This is a genomic window from Promicromonospora sp. MS192, assembly GCF_049532985.1.
Taxonomy (GTDB): Bacteria; Actinomycetota; Actinomycetes; order Actinomycetales; family Cellulomonadaceae; genus Promicromonospora.
In genome coordinates this window covers 638,978-663,784 of record NZ_CP186693.1, presented here as the reverse complement: position 1 = coordinate 663,784, position 24,807 = coordinate 638,978, and the positions used below count along the sequence as shown (strand labels likewise).

The window sequence follows — 24,807 nt, the reverse complement described above, 5'->3', positions numbered from 1 at the left end:
GCCCCGGCACGCCAAAGGTAATCTTTCGTCATGAACCGGGTGACCCTCCAGGACGTGGCTCGTCATGCCGGGGTCTCCATGAAGACCGTGTCCAACGTGGTGCGCGGCTACCAGCACGTCAGCCCGCAGATGCGCGAGCGCGTGCAGGCCGCGATCGACGAGCTCGGCTACCGCCCCAACCGCAGCGGCCGCAGCCTCGCGACAGGACGGTCGAGCATGCTCGGGCTCGCGTTCCCCGACCTGCGGCGGCCGTACTTCGCGGAGCTCGCGCACGTCTTCGCCCGGGTCGCCGAGGCACGCGGCTACCGCCTGCTGCTCGCGGAGACGGGCGCGACGGCGGACGGCGAGCGGTCCGTGCTGCGTGACCCCGAGCACGGGATCATGGACGGGATGGTGCTCCAGCCGCAGGTCCTGGCCGCTCGCGACCTGGACGACCAGCGGCACGGCCTGCCCATCGTCTTCCTCGGCGAGGACCCCCAGCCCCACGGCGCGGACCAGGTGGCGATCGACAACGTCGCCGCGGCCCGCGACGCCGTCCGGCACCTGGTGCGCGCGGGACGGCGCCGCATCGGCTTCCTCGGCCACGAGACCGACCACATCTCGTGGACCTCCAGGCTGCGGATGGAGGGCTACCGCGCCGCGCTCACCGAGGCGGGCCTGCCCGTCGACCCGGACCTGCTGGTCACCCGGCGGCAGGACGGCGACGCCCGCGACGCCGAGGAGGCCCTCGGTGCCGCGCTGGACGCCGGGCTGCAGCTGGACAGCCTGCTGTGCCGCGACGACCTCGCCGCGATCGGCGCCCTGCGCGCCCTGCGCCGGCACGGCCTGGACGTCCCGGGCGACGTCGCGGTGATCGGCTGGGACGCCATCGAGCTGGGTGCGAGCACCGCACCGAGCCTGACGTCGGTCGCGCCGGACACCCGGGCGCTCGCCGAGCAGGCCCTCGACCTGCTGCTGGAACGCCTGGAGGGCTACGCGGGCCCGGGCCGCCACGTCACGGTGGGCCACCGGATCGAGTTCCGCGAGAGCGCCCCGGAGCTCACGCCCTGAGCAACCCCGGTGGCCCCGCCGGCGAGATGGGCCCTCCCCTCAACCAGGTCGGCGCTCCCCCGCCCAGGTCGGCACTCCCCTCAACCAGGTCGGCGCTCCCCCGCCCAGGTCGGCACTCCCCTCAACCAGGTCGGCAGTTTGCTTCGAAGTCGGTCCAGGCCTGTGCCGACTTCGATGCAAACTGCCGACCTTCGAAGCAAACTGCCGACGCCGGAGCAGCCCGACGCGCCCCAGCGGGGCAGCCCGACGCGCGCCGCCGGGGCAGCCCCTCAGCGCGCCGCCGGGTCGACCGCCGCGAGCTGCTCCACCAGCGCCGCGCGCACCGTCTCCGGCAGGTCCACGGCGGTGAGCTCGGCGATCTTCTGCGCCACCGGACGCGTGCTCCTGACCACGTCCCACGCCTCCAGCTTCTCCGGGTTGCCCCACTGCGCGCTCTCCAGGACGACGCGCGCCGCCTCGGTCCGGTCCGCGCCGACCCGCAGCGGCCCGCCCGCGACCCGGACGACGATCTCGCCGGTCACGGGCCCCGACGCGCGCACGCTCCAGCGGCCGTCGACACCGTCCACCGGGACTGGGAGGCCGTCGACCGTGACCGGGCCAGCGGGGACACCGGCCAGGAACGTGAGCGTCCACTCCCGCTGCGCGGGCACCGCCGAAGCGTCGCCGCGCACAGGCTCGATGCGGAGCTCGCCGCGTTCGCGGTCCCACCGCAGCACGGTGGTCGCGGCCGGCCCGTCAGCGCCGGACGAGGCGACACCGCCCGCTGCGCTCGACCCCGCGCCGTCGACCCGACCGCCGCCGCCCGGCGAATCGTCCCCCTCGACGTCCTCCGCCAGCACGAGCTCTCCCGACGCCCCCGGTGCCACGAGCACCTCCAGCGCCTCGGGGTTGCGCGTGGCGTCCAGGTCGGTCCCGCCGTCCAGCGGCAGGATGCCGCCCTCGCGCAGCAGCACCGGGACGGAACCCAGCGTCCGGTGCATCTCGACGGTGCGCCCGCCCTGGTAGACGGCGTCCGTGAAGATGTCGGTCCACAGCCCCTCGGGCAGCCACACGCGCACGCTCCCCCGCAGGGACGCGGCGTCCCGCGGCGTCGTGATCGGCGCGACCAGCAGCTCGCTGCCGAACGCGTACTGGTTGGGCACGCCGTACGCCTCGTGCCGGCGCGGCTCCAGGTGGTACATCGGCCGCACGAGCGGCACGCCCGCCGCCGCACGGTGGTTCATCGTGTACAGGTAGGGCACCATGCGGTGGCGGAACCGCAGCGCATCGGTCATCGCGGCACGGTGCTCCGGCGGGAACTGCCACGGTTCCTTGCGGATGAACGGGTTGTTCGCGGAGTGCAGCCGCATGATCGGCGAGAAGACGCCGGACTGCACCCACCGGGTGGCCAGCTCGTCGTCCCGCACGCCGCGGGTGTGGCCGCCGATGTCGTGGCTCCACCAGGAGTAGCCGATGTTGGCCGCGGTCGCGGTGAACTCCGGCTGGAACGCGAGCGACGCCCACGAGACCACGGTGTCGCCGGAGAACCCGACCGCGTACCGGTGGCTGCCGGGTCCGGCGTACCGGGAGAACGTCATGCCCGGCCGGCCGTCGCGCGCGGCGTCGAGGTGGTGGAAGTGGTTCAGCACCCACAGCGGGTCCACGCCGGGCATGCCCGAGGTGCGGCCCTGCTGCCAGTCGATCCACCAGAAGTCGACGCCCTGCTCCTCCAGCGGGTGGTGCAGGTGCTCGAAGTAGGCCTGCAGGAAGGCCGGGTCGGTCGGGTCGAACCCGAGGGGCTGCCCGCTGTCCGGGTCCACGCCCAGGGCGCGGGCCATGGCCGGGTAGGCGTCCTCGAAGGCGCGGACGCCGTCGGCCGGGTGCAGGTTGAGCGTGGTGCGCAGGCCGCGCTCGTGCAGGGCGCGCAGGAACGCCGCAGGGTCGGGGAACAGCGTGGGCTCCCACGAGTACCCGGTCCAGCTGCTGCCGTACTCGGGCGGCACCGACCCCACGCGGTGCCAGTCCATGTCGATCACCGCGACGGAGAACGGCACGCCCTCCTCGTCGAACCGGTCCATCAGCGCCAGGTAGGACTCGTCGCTGTAGGGGTGGTACCGGCTCCACCAGTTGCCCAGTGCCCAGCGCGGCAGCCGCATCGGGTTGCCGGAGACCCGGTAGAGGTCACCGACGGCGTCGGCGTAGTCGCGGCCGTGCACGAACACGTACAGGTCCTGCCGGCCGGGCACCCGGGAGCCCACCCAGCCGCCGTCCTCGAACAGGAACGAGGCCGAGTCGTCGATCACGCCGATCCCGTCGGGCGCCACGACGCCCGGTTCGAGGTCGGTCCGGCCGTCGACGTCGTCCAGCGTGCGGGCGGTCCCGCCGAGGTCGCGCGTGGGCTCGCCGTACCGCCAGCGCCCGGAGTCGCGCCCCAGCACCTCGACGACGAGCCCGCTGGCGGAGAACTCCCCGCCGTCGTACCGCAGGCGGGCGCGGCGCGTGGTGACCACGACGCCGTCCCCCACGCGCTCGACGGCGAACTCGGCCGGCGGCAGGTCCCGGCGGATCGCGAACGTCGAGGCGCGGTCCTCGAAGCCCCCGTCGGCCGACCGTTCGACGCGGAACACGCCCTCGGTCAGCACGGTGATCCGCCAGCCGGCGCCGAGCACCTGCTGCTCGGGCCGCGCGTGCGGGGCGGCGTCGGGCAGCGGGCGGACGGCGGGCAGGCTGTCGACGGTCTGAGACATGTGGCTCCTCGGGAGTCGGTGGTGCGGGTGGTGCGGCGGCCGGGGGTCAGTGCTTGACGGCGCCCTGCGTCACGCCGCTGATCACCCAGCGCTGCGCGAACAGGTACACGACGATCGTCGGCGCCATCGCCATGAGGTACGACGCGAACGCGACGTTGTAGTTGGTGCCGAACTGGCTCTGGAAGATGTTCTGCACCACGGGCAGCGTCTGCAGCGTGGGGTCGGACATGATGAGCGACGGCATCATGAAGTCGTTCCACGAGGCGAGGAAGGCGAAGATGCCGACCGTCGCGTTCATGGGACCGAGCAGCGGCAGGATGATCCGCCAGAAGATCTGCCCCGTGCTCGCGCCGTCGATCCGGGCGCTCTCCTCCAGCTCGACGGGGATGGAGCGCAGGTAGGCCGTGTAGAGCAGCACGCTGAACGAGAGCTGGAACATGGCGTGCAGGATCCCCACGCCCAGCGGGTTGTCCAGGCCGGTGAGCGCCGTGAGCTGGATCTGCGGCAGCGCGACCACGGGGAACGGCAGGAACAGCGCCACCAGCAGGTAGATCATCGACCAGCGGAAGGACCGGTGGGACCAGTTCCGCGCGATGGCGTAGGCCGCCAGCGAGCTCAGCAGCAGCGTGAGCACGACGGCGATCGCCGCGACCGCCACGGAGATCCCGAACGACACCGGGAACCGGGTCAGCGACCACGCCTCGGCAAAGCTGGCCGGGTTGAACGGCGCCGGCAGGGAGAACGCGTTGCCGTCGGCGGACTGCGCGCTGGTCTTGAACGCCATCGACAGCGTGACGTAGAGCGGCACGAAGACCGTGAGCGTCGCCAGGCAGAGCAGAACGGTCAGCGGCCAGTTGGTGCGGTGGGCCCGGCCCCTGGCGCCGGGCCGGTTGCCGGGGCGGACGGCGGGGCGCGGCGCGGCCGCGCGGGTCGTGTCGACGGTGGTCACAGCTGGACCGCCCTTCCTCGGGTGGCGACGATCTGGGCGACGGAGATGAGCGCGGTGACGATCAGGAAGACCGTGGCGTTGGCCATCTGGTAGGCGTAGTCGCCGCCGGTGAAGCCACCGAAGATCGTCATGGCGACGCTGCTGGTCGACGTGCCGGGACCGCCGCCGGTCAGACCGACGATGACGTCGTAGACGCCGAGGTAGCCCTTCACGCCGAGGATCGTGTTGATGAGGATGAAGCCCGCGATGAGCGGCACGGTGATCGACCGGAACTGCCGCCACGGGGAGGCGCCGTCCAGGGCGCTGGCCTCGTACAGCTCGCCGGGGATCGAGGTGAGACCGGCGGTGTAGACCAGCAGCGCGCCGGGGATGGTCTGCCACGCGGACACGATCACGATGGACAGCCACGCCAGGTCCGGGTTGCCGAGGATGCTCTCCTCCAGCGGCCCGAACCCGACCGCCGTGGCGATCGCGGGCAGCGAGTTGGAGAACAGGAAGTTGAACACGTAGGCCACGACGATGCCGGAGACCACCATCGGGATGACGAACACCGTGCGCAGGGTGGTCACGAAGCGGATGCGCCGGGACAGCGCCACGGCAAGCGCCAGGGCGATCACCTGCGCCACGACCACGGTGACCAGTGCGAACCCGAGCGTGAACCCGTAGGACTCCAGGATCCGCGGGTCGCTGAAGAGCGCCGCGTAGTTGCGCAGCCCCAGGAACGACCAGTCCCCGAAGCCGACGTAGTCGGTGAGGCTGTAGAAGATGCCGATCAGCGCCGGGACCACGACGAACGCCGTGAACACGAGCAGCGTCGGCACCAGGAACAGGTAGAAGACCGGCTCGACGCGCCGGCCGCCCGACCGGTGCCGGTCTCCTCGCCCTCCCTCCGCGGTGGGCAGGGGCAGTGCGGCTTGTGCGGTCATCGTCGCTCCTCGTCGAGCCGGGCAGGTTCCAGGTGATACAACGTTGTGCCAGTCATACGGTCGCGCCCCGTCCCGCCAGGCGGCGCCAGTCGGCGTCGAGCTGGCGCAGCATGCCCTCGAAGTTGCCGCTGCGGATGGCGGACTGCAGGTAGTTGCCCAGCGGGATCGACGTGGGCACGAACGTGCCCGCGCCCTGGTAGAAGGCCGCGCGGTCCACGTACTCCTGGAGCCCGGCCAGCCGCTCGTCACGCTGCGGCGGGGCGTCCTTGAGGGTCGAGTAGGCGAGGTTGTCGGCGTTGTAGGCGTTGATGATGTCGGGCCGCATGAGGAACTCGACCAGCTCGCGCGCCTCCTCCTGGTGCTGCGACGCCGTCGGGATCCACAGGCCGAGGTCGATGTTGACCCGGGCCTGCCGGTCGTCCGGGTTCTCGGAGACCGGCAGCGGGAACGTGCCGATCTCCAGGTCGGGGTCCACCAGCGCGATCTGGCTGAGCGCCCAGGGCCCCTGGAGGTACATGGCGGCCTCGCCCTTGCCGAACGCCAGGTTGCCGTCCGCGTAGGCGCGCACCGCGTGGTCCGGGTTGAAGTATGACGAGACGGTCTTGGCGCGTTCCATCGGCACGGCGAAGTCCTTCTCGAACGACACCTCGGAGTCGGGACCCACCTCGGTACCGAGCTCCTTCATCCGCGCGAAGAACTCCCCCGGCGCCACGAGGCTGCCCACCGAGTAGTCGAACAGGCCCTGCCACAGGGTCCAGGTGTCACGGTCGGTCGCGTAGACCGGCGTGATCCCGGCGCGGCTGAGCTCCTCGCACACGTCGACGAACTGCGACCAGGTCTCCGGCACCGGCAGGTCGTGGTCGCGGAAGATCTTCTTGTTGTAGATGACGCCCGCGGCGGCGAGCGAGTACGGCAGCACGCTCGTGCGCCCGGGGTAGGTCGCGTACTGGTCGGTCAGCTCGCCGATGTCGGTCCGGACCGTCTGCGCCGACGGCAGGTCGGACAGGTCACCGAGCACCCCGCGCTTGATGTACCGGGCGAGCTCCAGGTTGTCGTTGAAGCAACCGACGTCGGCGGGCTCGTTGCGCACGAACTGCGGCGCGATGGCCACGGTCGAGTCGTGCACCACGGTGATGCCGGGCCGCTCCTTCTCGAACCGGCGCAGCAGCTCGTCGAAGTAGGCGATGACCTCTTGCTTCTGCTCGTAGAAGCGCAGCGTGGTGCCCCCACCGGAGGACCCGGTGGGCGACGCGCAGCCCGCTGCACCCAGTGCGACCAGTGCGGCCGAGCCGGCCAGGAACGACCGGCGGCTCAGCGGGACGGAACGGCTGAAACCTGCACTCACACCTGGACTCACGCTGCATCTCCCATTGCTCGAACTCCATTGCTCGCGGCGACCGTCGGAATTTACAGCGCTGTAAATGACCCGTCAAACGTGTCTCGTCCCCCGGCCCGCGCATCCGGTCAGGAATCGAGAAGCCCCCGCCGGTGCGCGCCGCCTAGCGTCGACGGCATGGCACACATCGACTCCGTCACCCTCGAGGTGACCGACCTCAGCTCGGCACGTTCCTTCTACGACGCCGCCTTCGACCTGGGCGACATCCTGCACCTGCGCGAGACCGACGCACCCACGTCCGGGTTCCGCGGGTACCACCTGTCCCTCGTCGCCGCGCAGCCGGGCGACGTCCACGCGCTGTTCGACGCCGCGGTCGCCGCCGGCGCCACCGTGCTCAAGCCGGTGGCCACGTCCCTGTGGGGCCACGGCGGCGTGGTCCAGGCGCCCGACGGCGCGATCTGGAAGGTCGCGACGTCCGCCCGGAAGGACTCCGCCCCCGTCACCCGCACGATCGACGAGGTGGTGCTCCTGGTCGGGGTGGCGGACGTGCGGACCAGCAAGGCGTTCTACGTGGAGCACGGCCTGACGGTGGGCAAGAGCTTCGGCTCCTACGTCGACTTCGGCAAGGGGTCCGGCCGGGTCGGGTTCGGTCTGTACAAGCACCGCGCGCTGGCCAAGGACGCCGGGGTGCCGCCGGAGGGCTCGGGCTCGCACCGGCTCGTCGTGCACGGCGACCTCGGGACCGTCACCGACCCCGACGGCTTCGCGTGGGAGCCGGCGCGGGTGAGCCACGGCGGCTGACCGCGGCCCCTCGACCGCCGGCCGCGAGCGCCTGGGCCACCCGCGCCCGGAGGGCGGGCACGACCTCGTCCTCGAACCAGGGGTTCCTGGCCTGCCAGCGGAAGTTGAGCGGGGAGGGGTGCACGAGCGGGATGTCCGCCGGCAGGTACTCGGCCCAGGCGCGCACGGTCGCGGTCAGCGTCGGTTTCGCGCGGGAGCCCAGGTAGTACTTCTGGGCGTAGGCGCCCACCAGGATCGTGAGCTCCACGTGAGGCAGCTCGGCGAGGATCTGCCCGTGCCACCGGGCGGCGAAGTCCCTGCGGGGCGGCAGGTCGCCGGACGCCCCCTTGCCCGGGTAGTAGAAGTCCATCGGCAGGATGGCGAACCGGTCCGGGTCGTAGAACTGGGCGTCGTCGACGCCGAGCCAGGCGCGCAGCCGCACCCCGCTGGCGTCGTTCCACGGCACGCCGCTCTCCTGTGCCTTGCGGCCGGGGGCCTGGCCGACGAGGGCGATCCGCGCGCCCGGCCCCGCGGTGTAGAGCGGCTCGTACCCGAGGTCGCGGGCCCAGGCGTTGGACGGGTGGGCGGCGATCTCGGCGCGGATGCGGTCGAGGGTGGTCTGCACCCGGCCCAGTCTGGCCCCGTGACTGTCCCCCGTGCGAGCTACCCGCAGGTGTCCACCGTGCGGTGACGACCTGGCGGGGCCCGGTTCCCTAGCGTTCCGGGTAGCCCGCGGCGCACCCGCCGCGGCCTCTCGCGAAGGAGTCATCGTGCGTCTGGTGTGGCAGCTCGTGGCGGTCGTGGCCGTCTCGCTCCTCGGTGGACAGGCCCTCGTGGCGGTCGAGGACGACCCCTGGCTGACGTTCGCCGTCGGCCTGGCGACGGCCGTGGTCGGCGTCGTCGTCTACCGGTGGGTGGTGCGGCTGACCGAGCGCCGAGCCGTGGTGGAGGCGGCCCTCCGGGGTGCCGCGCCCGCCCTCGTCCGGGGCACGCTGCTCGGCCTCGGCCTGTTCGCCCTCGTCATCGTGAACCTCGCCTTTCTCGGCAGCTACACCGTGCACGGCCTGGGGTCGCCGTCGAGCGCACTGGGGCTGCTGGGGTTCATGGCCGCCGCTGCCGTGACCGAGGAGCTGCTGTGGCGGGGTGTCCTGTTCCGGGTGGTGGAGGGCTGGACCGGAACCTGGGTCGCCCTGGCGGCCACCGGTCTCCTGTTCGGGCTGGCGCACCTGCTCAACCCGCACGCCACCCTGTGGGGTGCGATCGCCATCGCGATCGAGGCGGGCGGCATGCTGACCGCGGCGTACGTGGCCACGCGCAGGCTGTGGGTGCCCATCGGCCTGCACCTCGGCTGGAACGTGGCCGGGAGCGCGATCTTCAGCACGGAGGTCTCCGGCAACGACACCCCGCAGGGGCTGCTCGACGCCACGACGTCGGGGCACGTGCTCGTGACGGGCGGCACCTTCGGCCCGGAGGGCAGCCTGTACTCGGTGGTGTTCTGCGTCGTGACGGCCGCCGTGTTCCTCGTGGTGGCCCACCGGCGGGGCCGGATCGTGCCGCTGCGGCGGGCCGCACGGACGGACGTGACCGCTACGCTCCCCCGGTGATCGATCTGAGGCCGGTCCTGGACCGGTGGCACCGGCTCGACGTCACCGTCCGGGACCTGCCGCTCGCCCTGGGGCTCGCCGCGGCGGCCTTCGTGCCGGTGCTGCGCGACTACGGCACCCAGGTCGGTGGCCTGCCGGCCCGGCCGGTCGACGCGTGGGCGGTGCTGGCCATCGCCCTGCAGTGCCTGCCGCTGGCCGTGCGACGGCGGTGGCCCGCGGCGTGCGTCGCCCTGGTCTCGTCCGGGTTCGCGCTCGCCCAGCTCCTGGCCTACCCGTCGTTCGCCGGGAACGCGCTGGCGGTCGCGCTCGTGAGCACGGGCGCCCACCTCGCCCGACGCCGTCTCGCCGTGGCCGGTGCGCTCGGCGCCGGGTACGCGGTGCTGGCGGTGGCGCTCGACCGGCGCGGCGGTACGGAACGGCCGGACGAGTACGTGACGTTCTTCCTGGCCCTGGTGCTCACCTGGGGCATCGGCGCCTGGCTGCGCTCGACGCGGGCGGCCGAGGCGGAGCGCCGGCTCCGGGTCGCGGAGGACACGCGCGCCGCCGAACGCACCCGCCTCGCGCGCGAGCTGCACGACGTGGTGACCCACCACGTGACGGCCATGGTGGTGCAGACGGAGGCCGCGCGGTACCTGACGGCGGCGCCGGACCGCCTGGAGCAGACCCTCGACGCCGTGACGGACACGGGCCGGCGCGCGATCGCCGACCTGCGGAACCTGCTCGACGTGCTGGATCCCGGGCACGACGGGCCGGCCCGGGCGCCGTCGACCGGTGACCTGCACGCGCTCGTAGAGCAGACGCGCCGCGCGGGTCAGCCCGTGGAGCTGGCCGAGCACGGCTCGCCGTCGCCGGCGAGCGGGAGCGCGGAGCTGGTGGCGTACCGCGTGGTCCAGGAGGCGCTGACGAACGCCCTGAAGCATGCGCGCGGGAGCCGGACGGTGGTGGACGTGCACTACGACGAGAGGGAGATCGGCGTGGAGGTCGTGACAGCGGTGCCGGGACCACGGGAGGGTTCGCCGGGTCCGGTGGCGAACCGTCCGCCGGGCCGGGGCGGGCGGGGCCTGGCCGGGCTCCGGGAGCGGGTCGGTGCGCTGGGCGGCGAGCTCGGCGCGGGCCCGGACGCCCACGGCGGCTTCGTCGTGTCGGCGCGCATCCCCACGGGGAGCGCCTCGTGACCGCCGGTTCCCCGGCCGCACCGCTGCGGGTGCTGGTGTGCGACGACCAGATGCTGATCCGTACCGGGTTCACGACGATCATCGACGCGCAGCCCGACATGGAGGTGGCGGGCGAGTGCGGGGACGGGCGGACCGCCGTCGAGCTCGCCCACGAGCTGCGGCCCGACATCGTGGTGATGGACGTCCGCATGCCGGTGCTGGACGGCATCGAGGCGACCCGGCTGCTCGCCGGCTCCGGGGTGGCCCGACCGGTCAAGGTGCTGGTGGTGACCACGTTCAACCTGGACGAGTACGTGTACGAGGCGCTGCGCGCCGGGGCGAGCGGGTTCCTGCTCAAGGACGCACCGGCGGCGCAGCTGCTGCAGGGCATCCGCACGGTCGCCTCCGGGGCCGCTCTGCTGGCCCCGGAGGTGACCCGGCAGCTCGTCGGCCGGTACGCCGCCCGGATCCGTCCGGCGCGGGACGAACCCGGCGACACCGGACTCACCCCGCGCGAGCTGGAGGTGCTACGCCTGATCGCCGACGGCCTGTCGAACGGGGAGATCGCGACGCGGCTGGTGATCAGCCAGGAGACGGTCAAGACGTACGTGTCGCGCATCCTGACCAAGCTCGGCCTGCGGGACCGCGTACAGGCCGTGGTCCACGCCTACCGCACCGGCCTGGTCACCTGACCCGGGCCGGGTGACCAGGTGCCGGTCAACCGACCGGCGGCAACCTGAAGTCCGCCCCTCCCACGGGCAGCTCGCTGGTGTACGCGGCCACGTAGGCGTCCAGCCACGTCGCGCGCCCGCCGGCCGTCGGCACGTCGTCGGCGGGGTCGTCCAGCGGCAGCTCCAGCCGCGCGTCGGTGACCCGGATCGTCTGGCCCGACGGCGTGTCGATCCACGAGCCGCCCTGGATCGAGCCGATCTCGACCGCCAGCCGGTGACCGGCGGCAAGCGTCCAGTCGGTCTGCTCCAGGTCGAGGTCGAGGCGGCCCGGACCCAGCACGGCGGCCTGCTCGTCGAACATGACGGCGGTGCCGTCCGGGGCGACGTCGTGGAGCTCGACCAGCACGTTGCCGGTCCCCTGGGCGCGGAGCGCGACCTTCGGCGCCCCGACCACGCGCGTGGCCTGCTCGACCGGCGCGGACCACACGACGTAGCTGGAGCGCGCGCCGTCCTGCTCCTCCGACGGGCCGCCGTCGTCCACGTACGAACCGTCCCCGAGCCGGATCCGCGCGGTGCGCTCCACGACCGGCCACGTGTCCTGGCCGCGCCAGGCGCCGGTGCTGTCCTGGACCGCGAAGGCCGGGTAGCCGGTGGTGGGCTCGATGCCCTTGAGGTACTGGTCGTAGAACGCGCCGATCTCGTCGAACCAGCCCTCACGCCCCATCTTCAGGGTCCCGTCCGGGTCACGGTCGTTGCCGCGCACGTGGTCCCACGGACCGAGCCAGCCCCGCTGGGGACCCTCGTGGTTGGCCAGGTACTCCGCCATGCCCTCGGGCCGGGTGTTCCACTCGAGGAAGCCCTGCGTGACGAACAGGGGCGTGTCGCTCCCGGCCGCCTGGCGGGCCAGGTCTCGGTCCCTCCAGTAGCTGGTACCGGGGTCCGCGATCAACGTGTTCGACGTGTTGGCCGCGAGACACTCCGGGTGCCGCTGCTCGTACGTCGAGTTCTCCCGGTAGCGCTCGTCGTCGTCCGGGAGCTGCGGCAGCGTCGCGATCGTGTTGTACGTGCCGGGCGCGATGATGCCCTCCTGGCGCGGCACGCCGTTCGATCGCACGCGGTCGTACATGTCCCAGATCGGTTCCTGGGCCACGACGGCCTTGAGCGCATCCTGGTCCAGGTTGTTGCCGACCAGGCCGGTGGTAGCGTCGTACGACTTGCCGTACATGCCGACGGCGCCGGTGGACCACGGCTGCTCCGCGGCCCAGTCGATCGCCGCGGCGACGTCCGCCTGCTCGCCCGGCCCGACGAAGTCGAGGCAGCCGGTGGACCCGCCGTAGCCCCGCACGTCCACCAGGACCAGGGCGTAGCCCCGGTCGAACAGGTCGATGCCCTCGACCAGGTCGCCGAACCGGCCCGACGGACCGGTGTGCGCATGCCCCTCGACCGCGAGCTCGCCCGAGTGCCCGAAGTACGCGCCGGCCGACAGGATCACCGGCACCTGCTCGTCCGCGCCCAGGTCCTCGGGGAGCAGGACGTCGGCGTGCAGCTCGACGTCGGAGCCGTCGGACGAGGGAAAGTAGTGCTGCGTCCAGGCGGCGCCCTCCGGGACCCGGTCGTTCTCGTCGTGCGTGACCGCGTCGTCAGCCGTAGCCACCGCCGAACGGCCCGGTGTCCCGGCACCGGACACCGCGGTGGCCGCCGGGACGGCAAGCGTTCCCGTGAGCGCGACGACGGCGGCGAGCGCCGAGGCGGCACCTGCTGTGGTGCGTGATCTCTTCATGGGCATCTCCGAGGTCGGGTGCGGGTCGCGCCGGGGGCGGCGTGCAGCTGCCCGGCACCAACGATCACACCCGAGATCTCACCCGTCCGACAGTGCCGTCACGTCACGTCTTCGGCGTGACATCTGTCAGTGGTGCCGGCAGGTCCCGTCACCCCCGGCGGGGGATCATCACCACCCACAGGAAGTCCGTCGCCTCAGCGGCGGTCCCGAACGCGTACGCCGGGTCGTTGACGATGCGCGCCGACTCCGACTCGTCCACGTGCAGCTCGGCCGTGCTCGACCGGAGGCGCAGCCGCCCGTGCAGCACGTGCACCATCGAGTCGGGCGCGCCCTGCTCGGGCGCCGTCTGGTAGGTGTCGTCACCGACGATGTGCCACTTCCACAGCTCCACCGAGACCTCGCTCGTCTCGGTCGACTTGAGCAGGTAGGCCCAGCTCCCGTTCGGCGTCGACCACACCAGGACTCCGTCGGGCGAGGGTTCGCCGGCCAGGCCGACCAGAGCGGGGAACGTGGTCCCGAGCGCCGAGGCGATGCGGTCGACCGTGGCGAGGCTGGGGTTGGCCTGGCCGAGCTCGATCTGCGTGAGCATCCGGCGGCTGACGTCGCTGAGCTCCCCCAGCCGGGCGACGCTCAGCCCCGCACCCGACCGCAGGGCGCGGATGCGCCGGCCCACGAGGACCGCCACCTCGGGCCTGATCCGCTCCGCCATGCACCCCTCGCCTCACCGGCACGTCGACATCCACCCTCAGTGAGCAATATAGTGCTCACCGTGCGTGGTCCGGCCGAGGAGCCGGCCGCAGCCGCATTCTACGAACACCAGCTCCACAGGAACGAGAGACCCCGATGACCCGCACCCCGGCACCAGCGCCGGAGCACACGCCCGACCGGCAGCGCTCGCGCTGGGACGTGCTCCGCTGGCAGGCCGGGTACGGGACGTTCGGCGTGCCCCAGGCCGCGGCCCCCATCGCGTTCGCCCTCATCGCCCTCCCCATCACCGGGACGGCGGAGTCCGGCGCCGCGCTCGTCCTCGCCATGACGGCGGCCCAGATCGTCGGCGCCGTCCCCATGTCCCGCCTGGGCCGCCGGTTCGACGGCGTGCGCTACCTGCGCGCGCTCATCGCCGTCCGCACCGCCGCCCTGGCCGCCGTGACCGTGCTGGCCGCCGCGCAGGTGCCGTTCGCCCTGCTGGTGCTCGCCGTCGTGGCGGCCGGAGCCGTCAACGGCGCCGCCTACGGCTACCAGCGGCTGCTGCTCAACCACCTCGTCGAACCCCGCGACCTGCCGCGCGCGCTCGGCGTCGCCGCGACCCTGAACGAGATCACCTTCGCCCTCGCACCGGTGCTCGCCTCCCTGCTCGGCGCCGTCTCGCCCGTGTGGGCCATGGCCGCCGTCACCGTGCTCGGCGTCGGGCCGCTGGTCCTCATGCCGGCCGTCCCCGAGGCGCACGACCTGCGCGTCGACGAACCCGCCCGCGCCCGCCGGCGGATCCCCCGGCAGGCCTACGTCTGGCTGCTGTGCGCCGCCGCCGGAGGCGGGGTGGTCGCGTCCGTCGAGGTCGGCGCCGTCTCGTTCGCACTCGCCTTCGGGCTCGGCCCGGCGTGGTCCTTCCTGTTCGCCCTCGTCCTGTGCGTCGGCTCGGTCACCGGGGGCGTCGTCGTCAGCGTCCGCAACCGCATGCCCCGCCCCTGGAGCGTCGTCACCTACCTGGCCGCGACCACCGCGGCGTCCGCCCTGGTGCTGCTCGGCGGGCACCTCGCCACGGCGCTCGCCGGCGCCGCCGTCATCGGCTTCTTCCTGCCGGTCCTGGGCACCTTCTACTCGCTGGCCCTGGACCGGCTCGCCCCGCCCGACCGCCGGGTCGAGCTGTTCGCGCTGCTGCGCACCGCCACGTCGCTCGGTGTCATCGTCGCCAGCGGGCTCCTCGCCCTGCTCGGCCTGCGGGCGACGCTGGCCGGCACCCTCGTCCTGCTCGTGTGCGCCCTCGGCGTCACGGTGGCGCACACCCTGCTCGACGCGCGCCGGCAGCCCACCCTGGATGAGGCATCCGTGCCCTGACCCGGAGGGGTCAGAGCCGCAGCAGGTCCCGCACCAGGCCCTCGCGCAGCCCGGCGGGCGGGTCCACGTAGCCCTCGGCCCGCAGCGCCCCGGGGAACCCGCCTGCCGCGAACGCGGTGTTGAGGTCGTCCACGAACCACGTCGTCGGACCGACGAGGCCGTCGACGCCGACGCCGGGCAGCTCGATCCCGTACGGGCCGTCGCCGCTGATGTTGGCCTTGTGCAGGGCGTCGGGCGCGTAGTCGAGCTGGAACGGGGAGACGCCGTCCTGGTCCGCGTCCTCCTGCCAGAGCTCCCACTCGCCCTCGTAGTACTCGCGCGAGCCACCCCCGTACACGCTGTGCTCGAACTCGACCACGAGCGGGTCGGCCAGCACGCTCTCGGGCCAGCGCGGGTGCTCGCCCACGAGCCACACGTCACCGACCTGGCGGATCCATGCCGCCACCGTCATCGGGAACGGCGCGAACTGCGCCTCCATCCAGTCCGCCAGCGCGGGGGCGCCGTCGGACGGCGGGAAGTGCGCCGGGCGCGGCGTCGCGTCGTCGTCGTTCCGCGCGGCGACGAAGCCGTCCGCCGTCAGGCGGTCCACGAGCGTCTCCACGTTCCGGCGGGCGCGTGCCGCCATCTCGCGGGCCACGGCCTGGGCGTCCTCGCGGTACGGCGCGTCGAAGGCCGTCAGCCCCAGGGCGCGCAGGTCCTGCCACACGCCGTCGTGCTCCCCGGCCTGGTACCGGGCGAAGTGACTGGTCACGGACGCATCCTGGCAGATGCGGCAGTCCTGAGGTGCACCAGCCCGGCCGCCGTCGGCCGGAAGCCGCAGGCGTCGAGATAGAAGCCCTCGAGGTGCGGCTCGAAGTCCACGTGCAGCCACTCGCAGCCCGCGGCCCGGGCTCCCTCGACCGCCCGGCGCACGACGGCGGTGCCCACGCCGCGGCGCTGGTGGCTGGGGCGCGTCTTGGTGTCGATGAGGAAGGCGTGGCCCGCGCCGTCCCACGCCACGTTCACGAACCCCACCAGCGTTCCGTCCGCGCTCCGGGCGGTGACCCATCCCAGGGAGTGTGGGCGGACCTGGTCCCACCAGCCGGGTTCGGGGTGTCCGCCGTGGGACCGCGTGAGGTCGACGACCTCCTCGTCGGACACGGGCGCACGCCAGCCCAGGACCACCTCGTCGGTCGGCACCACGTCGTCGCTCGGCATCGGGCCCAGCGTGGCGGTGGTCCGGCCCGGCGGCAAGGCATTTCGTGCACGGGGGCAAATCCTTGGCTCACGCCGAGCGGCACTCCGTAGCGTGCCCCGCATGATCGAGATCCCACCGACGTTCCGCGCGATGCCCCGCTGGTGGAACGCGTCGGCGCAGGAACGGCAGTGGCTCACCGACCTGCCCGAGCAGGTCGGAACCTGGTGCGAACGCTGGGACCTGATGGTCGACGGCACCGCCCGGCACGGCTCGAACGCACTGGTCGTGCCCGTGCGCAGCCCGGGCGGACCGGCCGCGCTGCGGCTGGCTCCCCCGGGCGACGACGTCGCCGCACTCTCCGCAGCGCTGCGCTTCTGGCACGGGCACGGGGTGGTGGTCGAGCTCGCCGGCAACGCGGACGACGGCGTCCTCCTGCTGGAACGGCTGGACCCGGACCGCTCGCTGGTCCGCGAACCGCTCGACGTCGCGGTCGCGGAGATCGGGCGCATCGCCCGCCGCCTGGCCGTCCCCGCTGGCGACGACGTGGCCGCCGGGCTGCCGCACACGTCCGACGAGGTCGCCGAGCAGACCCCGCACCTGCGCGCGCTCTGGGAACGCCTCGGCAGGCCGTTCGAACGCTCCGCGATCGACGTCGCCGAGCAGGCCGCGACCACGATCCTGGCCGAGCGCCGCGGACCCGTGGCCGTGAACGCGGACCTCCACTTCGACCAGGTGCTGCGGGACGCCGCGGGTCGCTGGCGCGTGGTCGACCCGGTGCTGCGCCGGGGCGACGCCGAGCGCACCGCGGTGAACGTGCTCTGGCACCGCGTGGACGAGATGGCGGACCACGAGATCCCGCGCTGGTTCGACCTGCTCGTCGACGCCGCCGCGCTGGACGCCGGGCTGGCCCGTGCGTGGGCGCTGTGGCGGATCACGGACCACCGGCTGTGGGGCCTGGAGCACGGGCTGACCGAGGACCCGCCCCGGTGCGCCCGGCTCCTGGACGCCCTCGGCTGAGCAACCCTTGGCTCAGCGGATCACGTACCGCCCGACATGCGCCCGGATGCGCTCCCGGACCAGGGCCTGCTCGCCGACCGGGACGGCCCGCTTGGGCAGCCAGAAGATCATCGAGGCCAGCCCGTTCGGCACGTAGAGGTAGTAGGCCCTGGCCGTCTCACGGGCCTGGGACGCGACGCCCCAGACGCACGCCTGGCTGCCACTGGGGCCCTCGTGCCGGAAACCGTCGTCGTCCAGCACCGCGCGCACCGGCTCGCGGTTCGCCGGCCTGCGCCAGGCGGCGTGCGCGCCCAGCGGCGCGTAGCCCAGGACGACGACGCCCGTGAGCACACCGAGCACCACCAGCGGGGCCAGGGTCGCGGCGTCGGCGACGGGCGTGCCGTCGTCCTGGACGAGGAGGAAGGACAGCCCGATCATCGCGGCGATCAGGCCGAGAACACACCAGCCGAGCACCCGTACCGCACGCATCTGGGGCATGGCACGCAGCAGGTCCGCGTAGTCGGTACGGACGGGGACGAAGTCGTACGCCGCGCCGGCGGCGGTGGGCCGCTGGCCGTGGGTCTCGGGGGTCACGGCCGGAGCGTACTGCCTCCGGGCCGGGCGACGCCGCCCGGCCCGGAGGAACCGTCAGGCCCGGTCGAGCTCCCTCTCGGGCTCGTCCCCACCGGACGTGCCCTGAGCCTCACGGTCGGCGCGGCGCTCCCAGAACGTCGCGTTCCGGATGCCGAGCGTGCGCGGGTCGAACTGCGGGTCCAGCCCACGCCGCTTCTGGTCCCGGTAGTCCTTGAGAGCCTTGAGGGCAGGGCCCTGGAGGAACAGGATGCCGACGATGTTCAGCCAGGCCATCGACCCGACGCCGATGTCACCCAGGCCCCAGGCCGCGCCCGCCGTGGTCACGGCACCGTACGCCACCGAGACCAGCACGAGGGCCTGCAGCACCCGCCGCACGGCCCGCGCCGCGATCCGGTTGGTCATCTTGCGGGTGAGGTAGGTCAGGTTGGTCTCGGCCATGTAGTAGTACGCCACGATCGTGGTGAACGCGAAGAACGCCAGCGCGATGGCGACGAACGCGGGGCCGGCGCCCGGGAACACCGCGTCCAGGCCCTGCTGCACGAAGCCCGGACCGGGCTCGACGTCGGTGCCGAGACCGCCGGTGCCCTCGTGGATCACGTCGCTCGGCCAGGTCTCGCCGGCGAAGGTGTTGAACATGCCGGTCGAGATGATGATGAAGGCCGTCGCGGAACAGACGAGCAGGGTGTCGACGTACACTGCGAAGGACTGCGCGAAGCCCTGCTTGGCCGGGTGCGAGACCTCGGCGGCCGCTGCGGCGTGCGGCCCGGTGCCCTGGCCCGCCTCGTTGGAGTAGATGCCGCGCTGCACGCCCCACTTGACGGCGAGGCCGAGGATCGCGCCGAACACCGGCTGGGCCCCGAAGGCGCTCCCGAAGATCAGCCCGAACACGGCCGGGATCTGGCTGAAGTTCACGAAGAGCACGATGAGGGCGATGGCGATGTAGACCAACGCCATCGTGGGCACCACGATCACGGCGAAGTGGGCGATGCGCTTGACGCCGCCGATCACGATGAAGGCCAGCAGGATGACGAGGCCGACGGCGGTGACCCAGGTGGGCACGCCCCAGACGTTGTTGATCGCCGAGGCCATGCCGTTGGCCTGCACGCCCGGCAGGAAGAAGCTCATCGCGAAGATGGTCACGACCGCGAAGAGGATCGCGTAGACCAGCGACAGGCCACGGGCCTTGTGCCGGTAGGCCTTCTCGAAGTAGTACGCCGGCCCACCGCGGTACTCGCCGGTGTCCGGGTCCTTCTCCTTGTAGATCTGCCCGAGGGTGCTCTCGACGAAGGAGGTGGCGGCACCGAGGAACGCGGAGGTCCACATCCAGAACACGGCGCCGGGACCGCCGAACGCGATCGCCGTGGCGACGCCGCCGATGTTGCCCATGCCCACGCGGCCGGCCAGGGACATCATCAGCGACTGGAAGGACGACGTGCCCTCCTCCGACTCCTTGCCCTGCTTGAGCTGGGCCAGCATGTCGGGGATGTGCCGCACCTGGAGGAAGCCGGTGCGCACGGAGAAGTACAGGCCTGCGAGCAGGCAGAGGGCGATCAGCGGGATGGACCAGATCAGCTCGTTGGTGGCCACGATGCGATCAGCGAAGCTCATAGGCACTCCTGGGTGAAAGTTCGGCCAAAGGGGGCAGACTAACCCGTCGTGGTCAGGTGTGTGCCACTCAGCCCCCGATGCCCGCACCCACCCGCTCTAGGCTCGACCCGATGCCCACCACGCCGACCACCCCCGCGCTCCGGGAGCGCCTCACCGACGTCGCCCTCATCGCCGTCGCCGTGGCCCTGGCGTGGACGTCCCTGTGGATCCAGGCCGCCGAGCCCGACCCGCTCCCCGCAGCGCTCCTGGTAGCCGACCGCCTCACCGGCCTCCTCGGCTGCGTCGCCCTGTGGTGGCGCCGCGCGTACCCCGTCCAGATCGGCCTCGCCCTCGCCGTGGTCAGCGTCTACTCCGAGACGGTCAGCGGCGCCGCGATCGTCGCGCTCTTCACCGTGGCCCTGCACGCCTCGACCCGCGCCACGGCAGCCGTGTGCGCCACCGGCGTCGCGGCTCTCGGCACCTACCAGCTCGTCTGGCCGGACCAGACCGTCCCGCCCCTGACGGTGTTCACGTTGATCGGCCTCGGCAGCGCCGCGACCGTCGCATGGGGCCTGACCATCCGCAACCGGCGTGCTCTCGTCGAGTCCCTGCGCGAGCGCGCCGTGGCCGCCGAGGTCGAGGCGCAGCTCCGAGCCGAGCGCTCCGAGCGCGAGGCGCGCCAGGCCATCGCGCGGGAGATGCACGACGTCCTCGGCCACCGCCTGTCCCTGCTCAGCGTCCATGCCGGCGCCCTCGCGTACGCCCGCACGGCCCCGCCGGACGACGTCGGCCGGGCCGCCGAGGTGGTGCGGGAGAACGCGCACCGCGCGCTGCAGGACCTGCGCGAGGTGATCGGGGTGCTGCGCGCCCCCGTGGGAGAGCTGCCCCTGCCCGCGGTCGAGGACGTGCTGGAGCTGGTCGAGGAGGCCCGCACGGCCGGGACGCCGGTGACGCTGCACGACGACGCGGGGGTCACCACCGGCGAGCGGACCCTCCCCGACCTGCAGGGCCGCACGCTCTACCGCGTGGTGCAGGAGTCCCTGACCAACGCCCGCAAGCACGCCCCGGGCGCACGGGTCACCGTCCGGATCACGGGGCGCCCGGGGGACGACGTCGTCGCCGAGGTGGTCAACGCGCCCCCCGCCGCCCCGGTGGCGCGACCGAGCGGTTCCGGGACCGGCCTGCGCGGGCTCGAGGAGCGCGCCCGGCTCGTGGCCGGCCACCTCGACCACGGCCCGACGGACCGGGGCGGCTGGCGGGTCCGGCTCCGCCTACCCTGGCCGACGTGACTCATCCCGCGCCCGGCGACGAGCCGGCCATCGACGTGCTCATCGCCGACGACGACCCGGTGGTCCGCTTCGGGCTCCGGATGATGCTCAGCGGCGCACCCGACCTGCGCGTCGTGGCCGAGGCCGGGGACGGCGCCGAGGCGGTCGAGCTGGCCCGGCGCCACCGCCCCGACGTCGTGCTGATGGACATCCGGATGCCCGGCACCGACGGGCTCACCGCCACCGAGACGCTGCGCCGGGGCTCGCCCGCCCCGCAGGTCATGGTGCTCACGACCTTCGACGCCGACGCCCACGTGCTGCGCGCACTGCGCGCCGGAGCGGCGGGGTTCCTGCTCAAGGACACCCCGCCCGACGAGCTCGTCGTCGCCATCCGGCACGCCGCCCAGGGGCGCCCCGTCCTCTCCCCCGAGGTGACCCGGCGGCTCATCGCCCGGGTCGCCGACTCGGACCAGGACGGCCGGCGCGCCACGGCCCGCCGGCGCCTCGACGTGCTCGGCGAGCGGGAGCGGGAGGTCGCGGTCGACATCGGGGCGGGGCTCTCGAACGCCGAGATCGCGGCACGCCGCTTCCTGGGCCTGACCACGGTGAAGACCCACGTGTCGTCCATCCTGGCCAAGCTCGGCCTGAACAACCGGGTCCAGGTGGCGCTGCTGGTGCAGGAGGCCGGGCTCGGCGATCCCGACCGGCCGGCGTGACCGGACCGCTCCTCCTTTGGTCGGCAGGTCCGGACCCATCGGCGGATGCACTCACCGGGTGAGATACCTAGCGTCGGTGCCATGCCAAGAACAACTCGCGCGTCGCTGCGGATCACTGCGCTGCTCGCCGTCGTCGCCCTGGCCGTGACCGGGTGTGCAGGCACCGGCGCGGCACTGGCGGCGTCGGCCGGTGGCGGCGTCCCCCGCCCGACCGTCTCCGCCCCGGCCCCGGGCCCGATCGACTGGGCCGGGTGCGGCCCCGGACTGGACTGCGCCACCGTCCAGGTCCCCCTGGAGTACTCGGACCCGGACGGCGAGCACATCCCGCTCTCCGTCGTGCGGCACCGCGCGACCGACCCGGACCGGCGCATCGGCAGCCTGTTCATCAACCCGGGCGGCCCGGGCGTGCCGGCGTCGGACATGGTCCGCTCCATCGACCCCACCGGTGAGACCGGCCCGTTCTCGCCCGACGTCGTGGCGCGCTTCGACGTCGTCGGCATGGACCCGCGCGGCGTCGGGGAGTCGGACGCCGTCCGCTGCCTCACCGACGAGCAGCGCGCCGAGCAGGCGGCCGAGGACCGCGACCCGACCATCCCGGGTGGCACGTCGTTCGCGCAGCTGGTCAAGGACGCCCGGACCTTCGCGAAGGGCTGCGCGACGCACCAGGACCGCGCGTACCTGGCGAGCCTGTCCACCGACAACGTCGCCCGCGACCTGGACCAGGTGCGCGCCGCGATCGGCGAGGAGCAGATCACGTTCTACGGCGCCTCGTACGGCACCGTGGTCGGTCCGATGTACGCCACGCTGTTCCCGGAGCGCGTGCGCCAGATGGTGATCGACGGCCCCGTCGACACCGACCTGTGGCAGAACGACCCGCTCCGCCTGCTCGACGACGTCGCCAGGTCCAACGAGGAGACGCTCGACCTCTGGTTCGAGACGTGCCGCGCCGAGGGCGTGGAGGCCTGCCCGTTCGGCGACGGCGACCCGGAGGCCGCGTTCGACGCCCTGATCGCCGACCTTGAGCGCGAGCCCCTGCAGGTCCCGCCGATCGAGGGCCTCACCCCCGGCGGGACGCTCGACGGCGCCATGGCGCTGGAGGGTGTGCGGGCCGCGGCGGGTGTCCGCACGCTCTGGCCGCAGCTCACCGCGGGCCTGCTCGCGGCGCAGCAGGGCAACGGCGCCTTCCTCCACTTCATGGTCGTGAACCTGACGGTCGCGCCGTTCGGCGGCCCGTTCGCCACCACCCTGCAGGAGCCCCACACCGCCGTCCGCTGCGCCGACTGGCCCGCCCTGCGCAACCTCGGCGAGCACCGGGCGGCCGCCCGCGAGATCGACGCCCGCGGCGAGCGCCTCGGCAGCCGGGCCGCGTACAGCGCGCTGAACTGCGCGTTCTGGCCCGCCGCGAACAAGGACCGGTTCACCGACGAGCTCACGGGCGCCGGCGCCCCGCCGATCCTGGTGGTCGGCGGCGAGGTGGACAACGTGTCGCCGTACCACTGGGCGCAGGCCATGACGGAGCGCCTGGAGGACGCCGTGCTGCTCACCCGGACGGGCGTCGGCCACACCTCCTACCGCACAAGCGGTCGGTGCATCGACGACGCAGTGGACGCCGTGCTGATCGACGGCGTGCTGCCCGACGAAGGGACGGTCTGCGAGGCGGTGCCTGCGGAGACGACGCGGATGCCGACAGGCCGGTAACGCGCCAGGTGCCGACCGGGCCGTTCGCTAGCAGTCAGCGAAGCGCGACGCCCCGGTCGGCACCTTTGGATGCGGTGGTTATTCATAGATGCGACCGGTCTCAAGGATCTCGCCGACGAGGCTCCAGCTCCATGTCACGGGCTCGTCCTCGTCCCACAGACCGGCGGCACCGCACTCCAGCAATGAATGCGGCTCGAAGTTGTACCACCGGTGACCCGTCTCGGACCAGACGCCGAAGTACCGCATCTCGTCGTCGAGCTGCTTGCCGCGCATGCGGTGGAGCTCCGCAGTCTGAAAGCGAATCACCTCGCGGGTGTACGCACGTCCTTCGTCCGCAAGGCCGCCGTCGGTCGGCAGGCTCGGAGGTTGTGTCGACGCCAGCCACCGCTCATCGAACTCCGGCGCATCGGCCGTGAACGCCTGGCAGAGAAGCTCGAAGAACAGCGCTTCGTCCATCGCGCTCGCATGCCGCTGATCGATCAGCCCCCACAACGCGAGCAGATACTGCTCGAGGTCGCGGGCAGGGAGTTCTCGGATCTCGTCGCGCAGACGGTTGTATTCCCGCCCGCCGTCGTAGCCGTCGTCGCGAACCTCGACTGTCTCGTAACCGGACACGACGGGGAGACTACCGAAGGGCATCAACAGTTCGTGACGCCCCGTGGCGGGTGCAGCCCCAGCAGCAGCGGGCGGTCGCCTGCTGTCACGCCAGGGCGTGCCGGAACCGGCGACGAACCAGCGGCGCTTTGCTCCCGTCCGGTCGATGGTCGACGGCGATCCAGGTGCCGTCACCCAGGACGACCGGCCAGCGGTCGGACGACGGCGCAGGCGCCCCGACGGCCCGCGCCGCCCCGGACACGAGGTCGATCACCATCGGCACCGCCCACTCGGTGAAGTCGTCCTCCGACTCGTCCTCGCCCTTGACCGTCACGAACACCTGGTCGTCATCGAGGAACCCCGCCCCGTACTCCAGCAGCGGCATCTCGCCCGGGAGCTGGTCGGGCGCGAGGTCCTCGACCGCGAACGAAGCGATCACGGCGCCGTCGGGCCAGGAGTGCACCGCGACGTCGTCCGGCCCGGCGTACTCGCAGGTCAGCAGACGCGTGCCGTCGGGCGAGAACGCGCAGGGAACCCGCTCACCGTCGAGCATCCCGGTCAGCTCCCGGACGGTGAGCGCGCCGTCGTCGAACCGCGCGAGGTAGAGGATCCCACCGTCCTGCCCCTGCGCGACGCCGACGAGCAGGCTCCCGTCCTCGTGTGCCAGCAGCTCGGCGGCGTGGCCGACCGAGTCCAGGGCCGTCGACCCGAGCGGCAGCCCGGTACGCGAGTCCAGGACGAGGAGCCGGTCGTCGTCGCCACGGTCAGCCATGGCATCGGCGGCATAGACCCAGATGACGGCACCGTCGTGGCTGAGGGCCAGGCCCGAACGGGCGAAGCCGCGCTGCGGTCCGCTGGCGCCGAGGTCGTGGGACCACACGACCTCGCCGGTGGCGTCCAGCCGGACGACGGCGTCCCGCGCCGCGTAGACGACCTCGCCGTCACCCGTGACCACGACGTCGTCCACGGTGTCCCGGCCGCGGTGCTCGGTTGGCAACGGGAAGGCCGCGTGTTCGACGAGCGGGCTGCCGTCGGCGGGGGTCAGGGCAAGATCTGCGACGGCGATGCGGTCGCCGTCACTCCAGGGGTACCAACGCACGTGGGCACGGTAGCGGGTTCGCAGGCGCAAGCAGATCCGCGGCAGGC

Annotated in this window: 23 protein-coding genes; 10 read left to right on the top strand and 13 right to left on the bottom strand. The window is 72.9% G+C overall.

Annotation, left to right across the window (positions count from 1 at the left end):
• Positions 1–30 precede the first annotated feature (30 nt).
• Positions 31–1,050: a LacI family DNA-binding transcriptional regulator gene (locus ACO229_RS02970; protein ID WP_423463704.1), complete on the top strand. Its 1,020-nt coding sequence runs from the start codon at positions 31–33 to the stop codon at positions 1,048–1,050.
• Between the two features lie 269 nt (positions 1,051–1,319).
• On the opposite strand, the gene ACO229_RS02965 is transcribed toward ACO229_RS02970, so the two are convergent.
• The 4 genes from ACO229_RS02965 to ACO229_RS02950 are packed head-to-tail and all read right to left on the bottom strand — an operon-like array spanning position 1,320 to position 7,008.
• Positions 1,320–3,776 (bottom strand): TIM-barrel domain-containing protein, encoded by a 2,457-nt coding sequence (locus ACO229_RS02965; protein ID WP_423463703.1) that lies wholly within the window; start codon positions 3,774–3,776, stop codon positions 1,320–1,322.
• A 46-nt stretch (positions 3,777–3,822) separates the two neighbouring features.
• Positions 3,823–4,725 carry a carbohydrate ABC transporter permease gene (locus tag ACO229_RS02960; protein WP_423463702.1) on the bottom strand — a complete coding sequence of 301 codons (903 nt, stop codon included), beginning with the start codon at positions 4,723–4,725 and terminating at the stop codon, positions 3,823–3,825.
• On the bottom strand, positions 4,722–5,651 hold the full coding sequence (locus tag ACO229_RS02955; RefSeq protein ID WP_423463701.1) for a carbohydrate ABC transporter permease: 930 nt from the start codon (positions 5,649–5,651) through the stop codon (positions 4,722–4,724). Before ACO229_RS02955 ends, ACO229_RS02960 begins: the two co-directional genes overlap by 4 nt.
• A 52-nt stretch (positions 5,652–5,703) precedes the next feature.
• Positions 5,704–7,008, bottom strand: coding sequence for an ABC transporter substrate-binding protein (locus tag ACO229_RS02950; RefSeq protein ID WP_423463700.1), 1,305 nt, complete (start codon positions 7,006–7,008; stop codon positions 5,704–5,706).
• A gap of 156 nt (positions 7,009–7,164) precedes the next feature.
• Here ACO229_RS02950 and ACO229_RS02945 point away from each other — a divergent pair, with 156 nt between their 5' ends.
• A complete protein-coding gene (locus ACO229_RS02945) occupies positions 7,165–7,788 on the top strand; it encodes a VOC family protein (protein WP_423463699.1) in 624 nt (207 codons plus the stop codon).
• Here ACO229_RS02945 and ACO229_RS02940 read toward each other — a convergent pair.
• Positions 7,733–8,392 (bottom strand): uracil-DNA glycosylase family protein, encoded by a 660-nt coding sequence (locus ACO229_RS02940; protein ID WP_397417610.1) that lies wholly within the window; start codon positions 8,390–8,392, stop codon positions 7,733–7,735. The two genes, ACO229_RS02945 and ACO229_RS02940, sit on opposite strands and share 56 nt — an antisense overlap.
• A 145-nt stretch (positions 8,393–8,537) precedes the next feature.
• On the opposite strand from ACO229_RS02940, the gene ACO229_RS02935 reads away from it, so the two are divergent.
• The 3 genes from ACO229_RS02935 to ACO229_RS02925 are packed head-to-tail and all read left to right on the top strand — an operon-like array spanning position 8,538 to position 11,217.
• Positions 8,538–9,371 carry a lysostaphin resistance A-like protein gene (locus tag ACO229_RS02935; protein WP_423463698.1) on the top strand — a complete coding sequence of 278 codons (834 nt, stop codon included), beginning with the start codon at positions 8,538–8,540 and terminating at the stop codon, positions 9,369–9,371.
• Positions 9,368–10,546 carry a histidine kinase gene (locus ACO229_RS02930; RefSeq protein ID WP_423463697.1) on the top strand — a complete coding sequence of 393 codons (1,179 nt, stop codon included), beginning with the start codon at positions 9,368–9,370 and terminating at the stop codon, positions 10,544–10,546. Before ACO229_RS02935 ends, ACO229_RS02930 begins: the two co-directional genes overlap by 4 nt.
• Positions 10,543–11,217, top strand: coding sequence for a response regulator (locus tag ACO229_RS02925; protein ID WP_423463696.1), 675 nt, complete (start codon positions 10,543–10,545; stop codon positions 11,215–11,217). The genes ACO229_RS02930 and ACO229_RS02925 overlap by 4 nt, the downstream gene beginning before the upstream one ends.
• A gap of 25 nt (positions 11,218–11,242) precedes the next feature.
• Here the strand turns inward: ACO229_RS02925 and ACO229_RS02920 are convergent, their stop codons facing one another.
• Together ACO229_RS02920 and ACO229_RS02915 are read right to left on the bottom strand one after the other, a co-directional pair.
• Positions 11,243–12,976 carry a CocE/NonD family hydrolase gene (locus ACO229_RS02920; protein ID WP_423463695.1) on the bottom strand — a complete coding sequence of 578 codons (1,734 nt, stop codon included), beginning with the start codon at positions 12,974–12,976 and terminating at the stop codon, positions 11,243–11,245.
• 148 nt (positions 12,977–13,124) lie between these two features.
• Positions 13,125–13,685, bottom strand: a complete 561-nt coding sequence (locus ACO229_RS02915) for a helix-turn-helix domain-containing protein (RefSeq protein WP_397417619.1) — start codon at positions 13,683–13,685, stop codon at positions 13,125–13,127.
• 134 nt (positions 13,686–13,819) lie between these two features.
• Here ACO229_RS02915 and ACO229_RS02910 point away from each other — a divergent pair, with 134 nt between their 5' ends.
• Positions 13,820–15,031: an MFS transporter gene (locus ACO229_RS02910; protein WP_423463694.1), complete on the top strand. Its 1,212-nt coding sequence runs from the start codon at positions 13,820–13,822 to the stop codon at positions 15,029–15,031.
• 10 nt (positions 15,032–15,041) lie between these two features.
• Here ACO229_RS02910 and ACO229_RS02905 read toward each other — a convergent pair whose 3' ends face one another.
• Together ACO229_RS02905 and ACO229_RS02900 are read right to left on the bottom strand one after the other, a co-directional pair.
• Positions 15,042–15,782, bottom strand: coding sequence for a hypothetical protein (locus ACO229_RS02905; protein ID WP_423463693.1), 741 nt, complete (start codon positions 15,780–15,782; stop codon positions 15,042–15,044).
• On the bottom strand, positions 15,779–16,228 hold the full coding sequence (locus ACO229_RS02900; protein ID WP_397431864.1) for a GNAT family N-acetyltransferase: 450 nt from the start codon (positions 16,226–16,228) through the stop codon (positions 15,779–15,781). The genes ACO229_RS02905 and ACO229_RS02900 overlap by 4 nt, the downstream gene beginning before the upstream one ends.
• A gap of 100 nt (positions 16,229–16,328) precedes the next feature.
• Between ACO229_RS02900 and ACO229_RS02895 the strand changes: the two genes are divergently transcribed.
• A complete protein-coding gene (locus ACO229_RS02895) occupies positions 16,329–17,225 on the top strand; it encodes an aminoglycoside phosphotransferase family protein (RefSeq protein ID WP_397431863.1) in 897 nt (298 codons plus the stop codon).
• A gap of 12 nt (positions 17,226–17,237) precedes the next feature.
• On the opposite strand, the gene ACO229_RS02890 is transcribed toward ACO229_RS02895, so the two are convergent.
• The gene (locus tag ACO229_RS02890; protein ID WP_397431862.1) at positions 17,238–17,798 is read right to left on the bottom strand and encodes a YcxB family protein; all 561 of its coding nucleotides are present in this window, start codon (positions 17,796–17,798) and stop codon (positions 17,238–17,240) included.
• Between the two features lie 54 nt (positions 17,799–17,852).
• Positions 17,853–19,406 carry an alanine/glycine:cation symporter family protein gene (locus ACO229_RS02885; RefSeq protein ID WP_397431860.1) on the bottom strand — a complete coding sequence of 518 codons (1,554 nt, stop codon included), beginning with the start codon at positions 19,404–19,406 and terminating at the stop codon, positions 17,853–17,855.
• A gap of 110 nt (positions 19,407–19,516) precedes the next feature.
• Here ACO229_RS02885 and ACO229_RS02880 point away from each other — a divergent pair, with 110 nt between their 5' ends.
• The 3 genes from ACO229_RS02880 (at position 19,517) to ACO229_RS02870 (ending at position 23,067) form a co-directional block, all read left to right on the top strand.
• Positions 19,517–20,674, top strand: a complete 1,158-nt coding sequence (locus tag ACO229_RS02880; RefSeq protein WP_423463692.1) for a sensor histidine kinase — start codon at positions 19,517–19,519, stop codon at positions 20,672–20,674.
• Positions 20,671–21,369, top strand: coding sequence for a response regulator (locus ACO229_RS02875; RefSeq protein ID WP_423463691.1), 699 nt, complete (start codon positions 20,671–20,673; stop codon positions 21,367–21,369). Before ACO229_RS02880 ends, ACO229_RS02875 begins: the two co-directional genes overlap by 4 nt.
• Before the next feature lie 81 nt (positions 21,370–21,450).
• Complete coding sequence (locus tag ACO229_RS02870) at positions 21,451–23,067, top strand: alpha/beta hydrolase (protein ID WP_423463690.1); 1,617 nt, start codon at positions 21,451–21,453, stop codon at positions 23,065–23,067.
• 78 nt (positions 23,068–23,145) lie between these two features.
• Here ACO229_RS02870 and ACO229_RS02865 read toward each other — a convergent pair whose 3' ends face one another.
• Positions 23,146–23,682: a hypothetical protein gene (locus ACO229_RS02865; RefSeq protein ID WP_397431855.1), complete on the bottom strand. Its 537-nt coding sequence runs from the start codon at positions 23,680–23,682 to the stop codon at positions 23,146–23,148.
• Positions 23,683–23,767: 85 nt separating this feature from the next.
• On the bottom strand, positions 23,768–24,760 hold the full coding sequence (locus tag ACO229_RS02860) for a hypothetical protein (RefSeq protein WP_423463689.1): 993 nt from the start codon (positions 24,758–24,760) through the stop codon (positions 23,768–23,770).
• Positions 24,761–24,807: the final 47 nt, after the last annotated feature.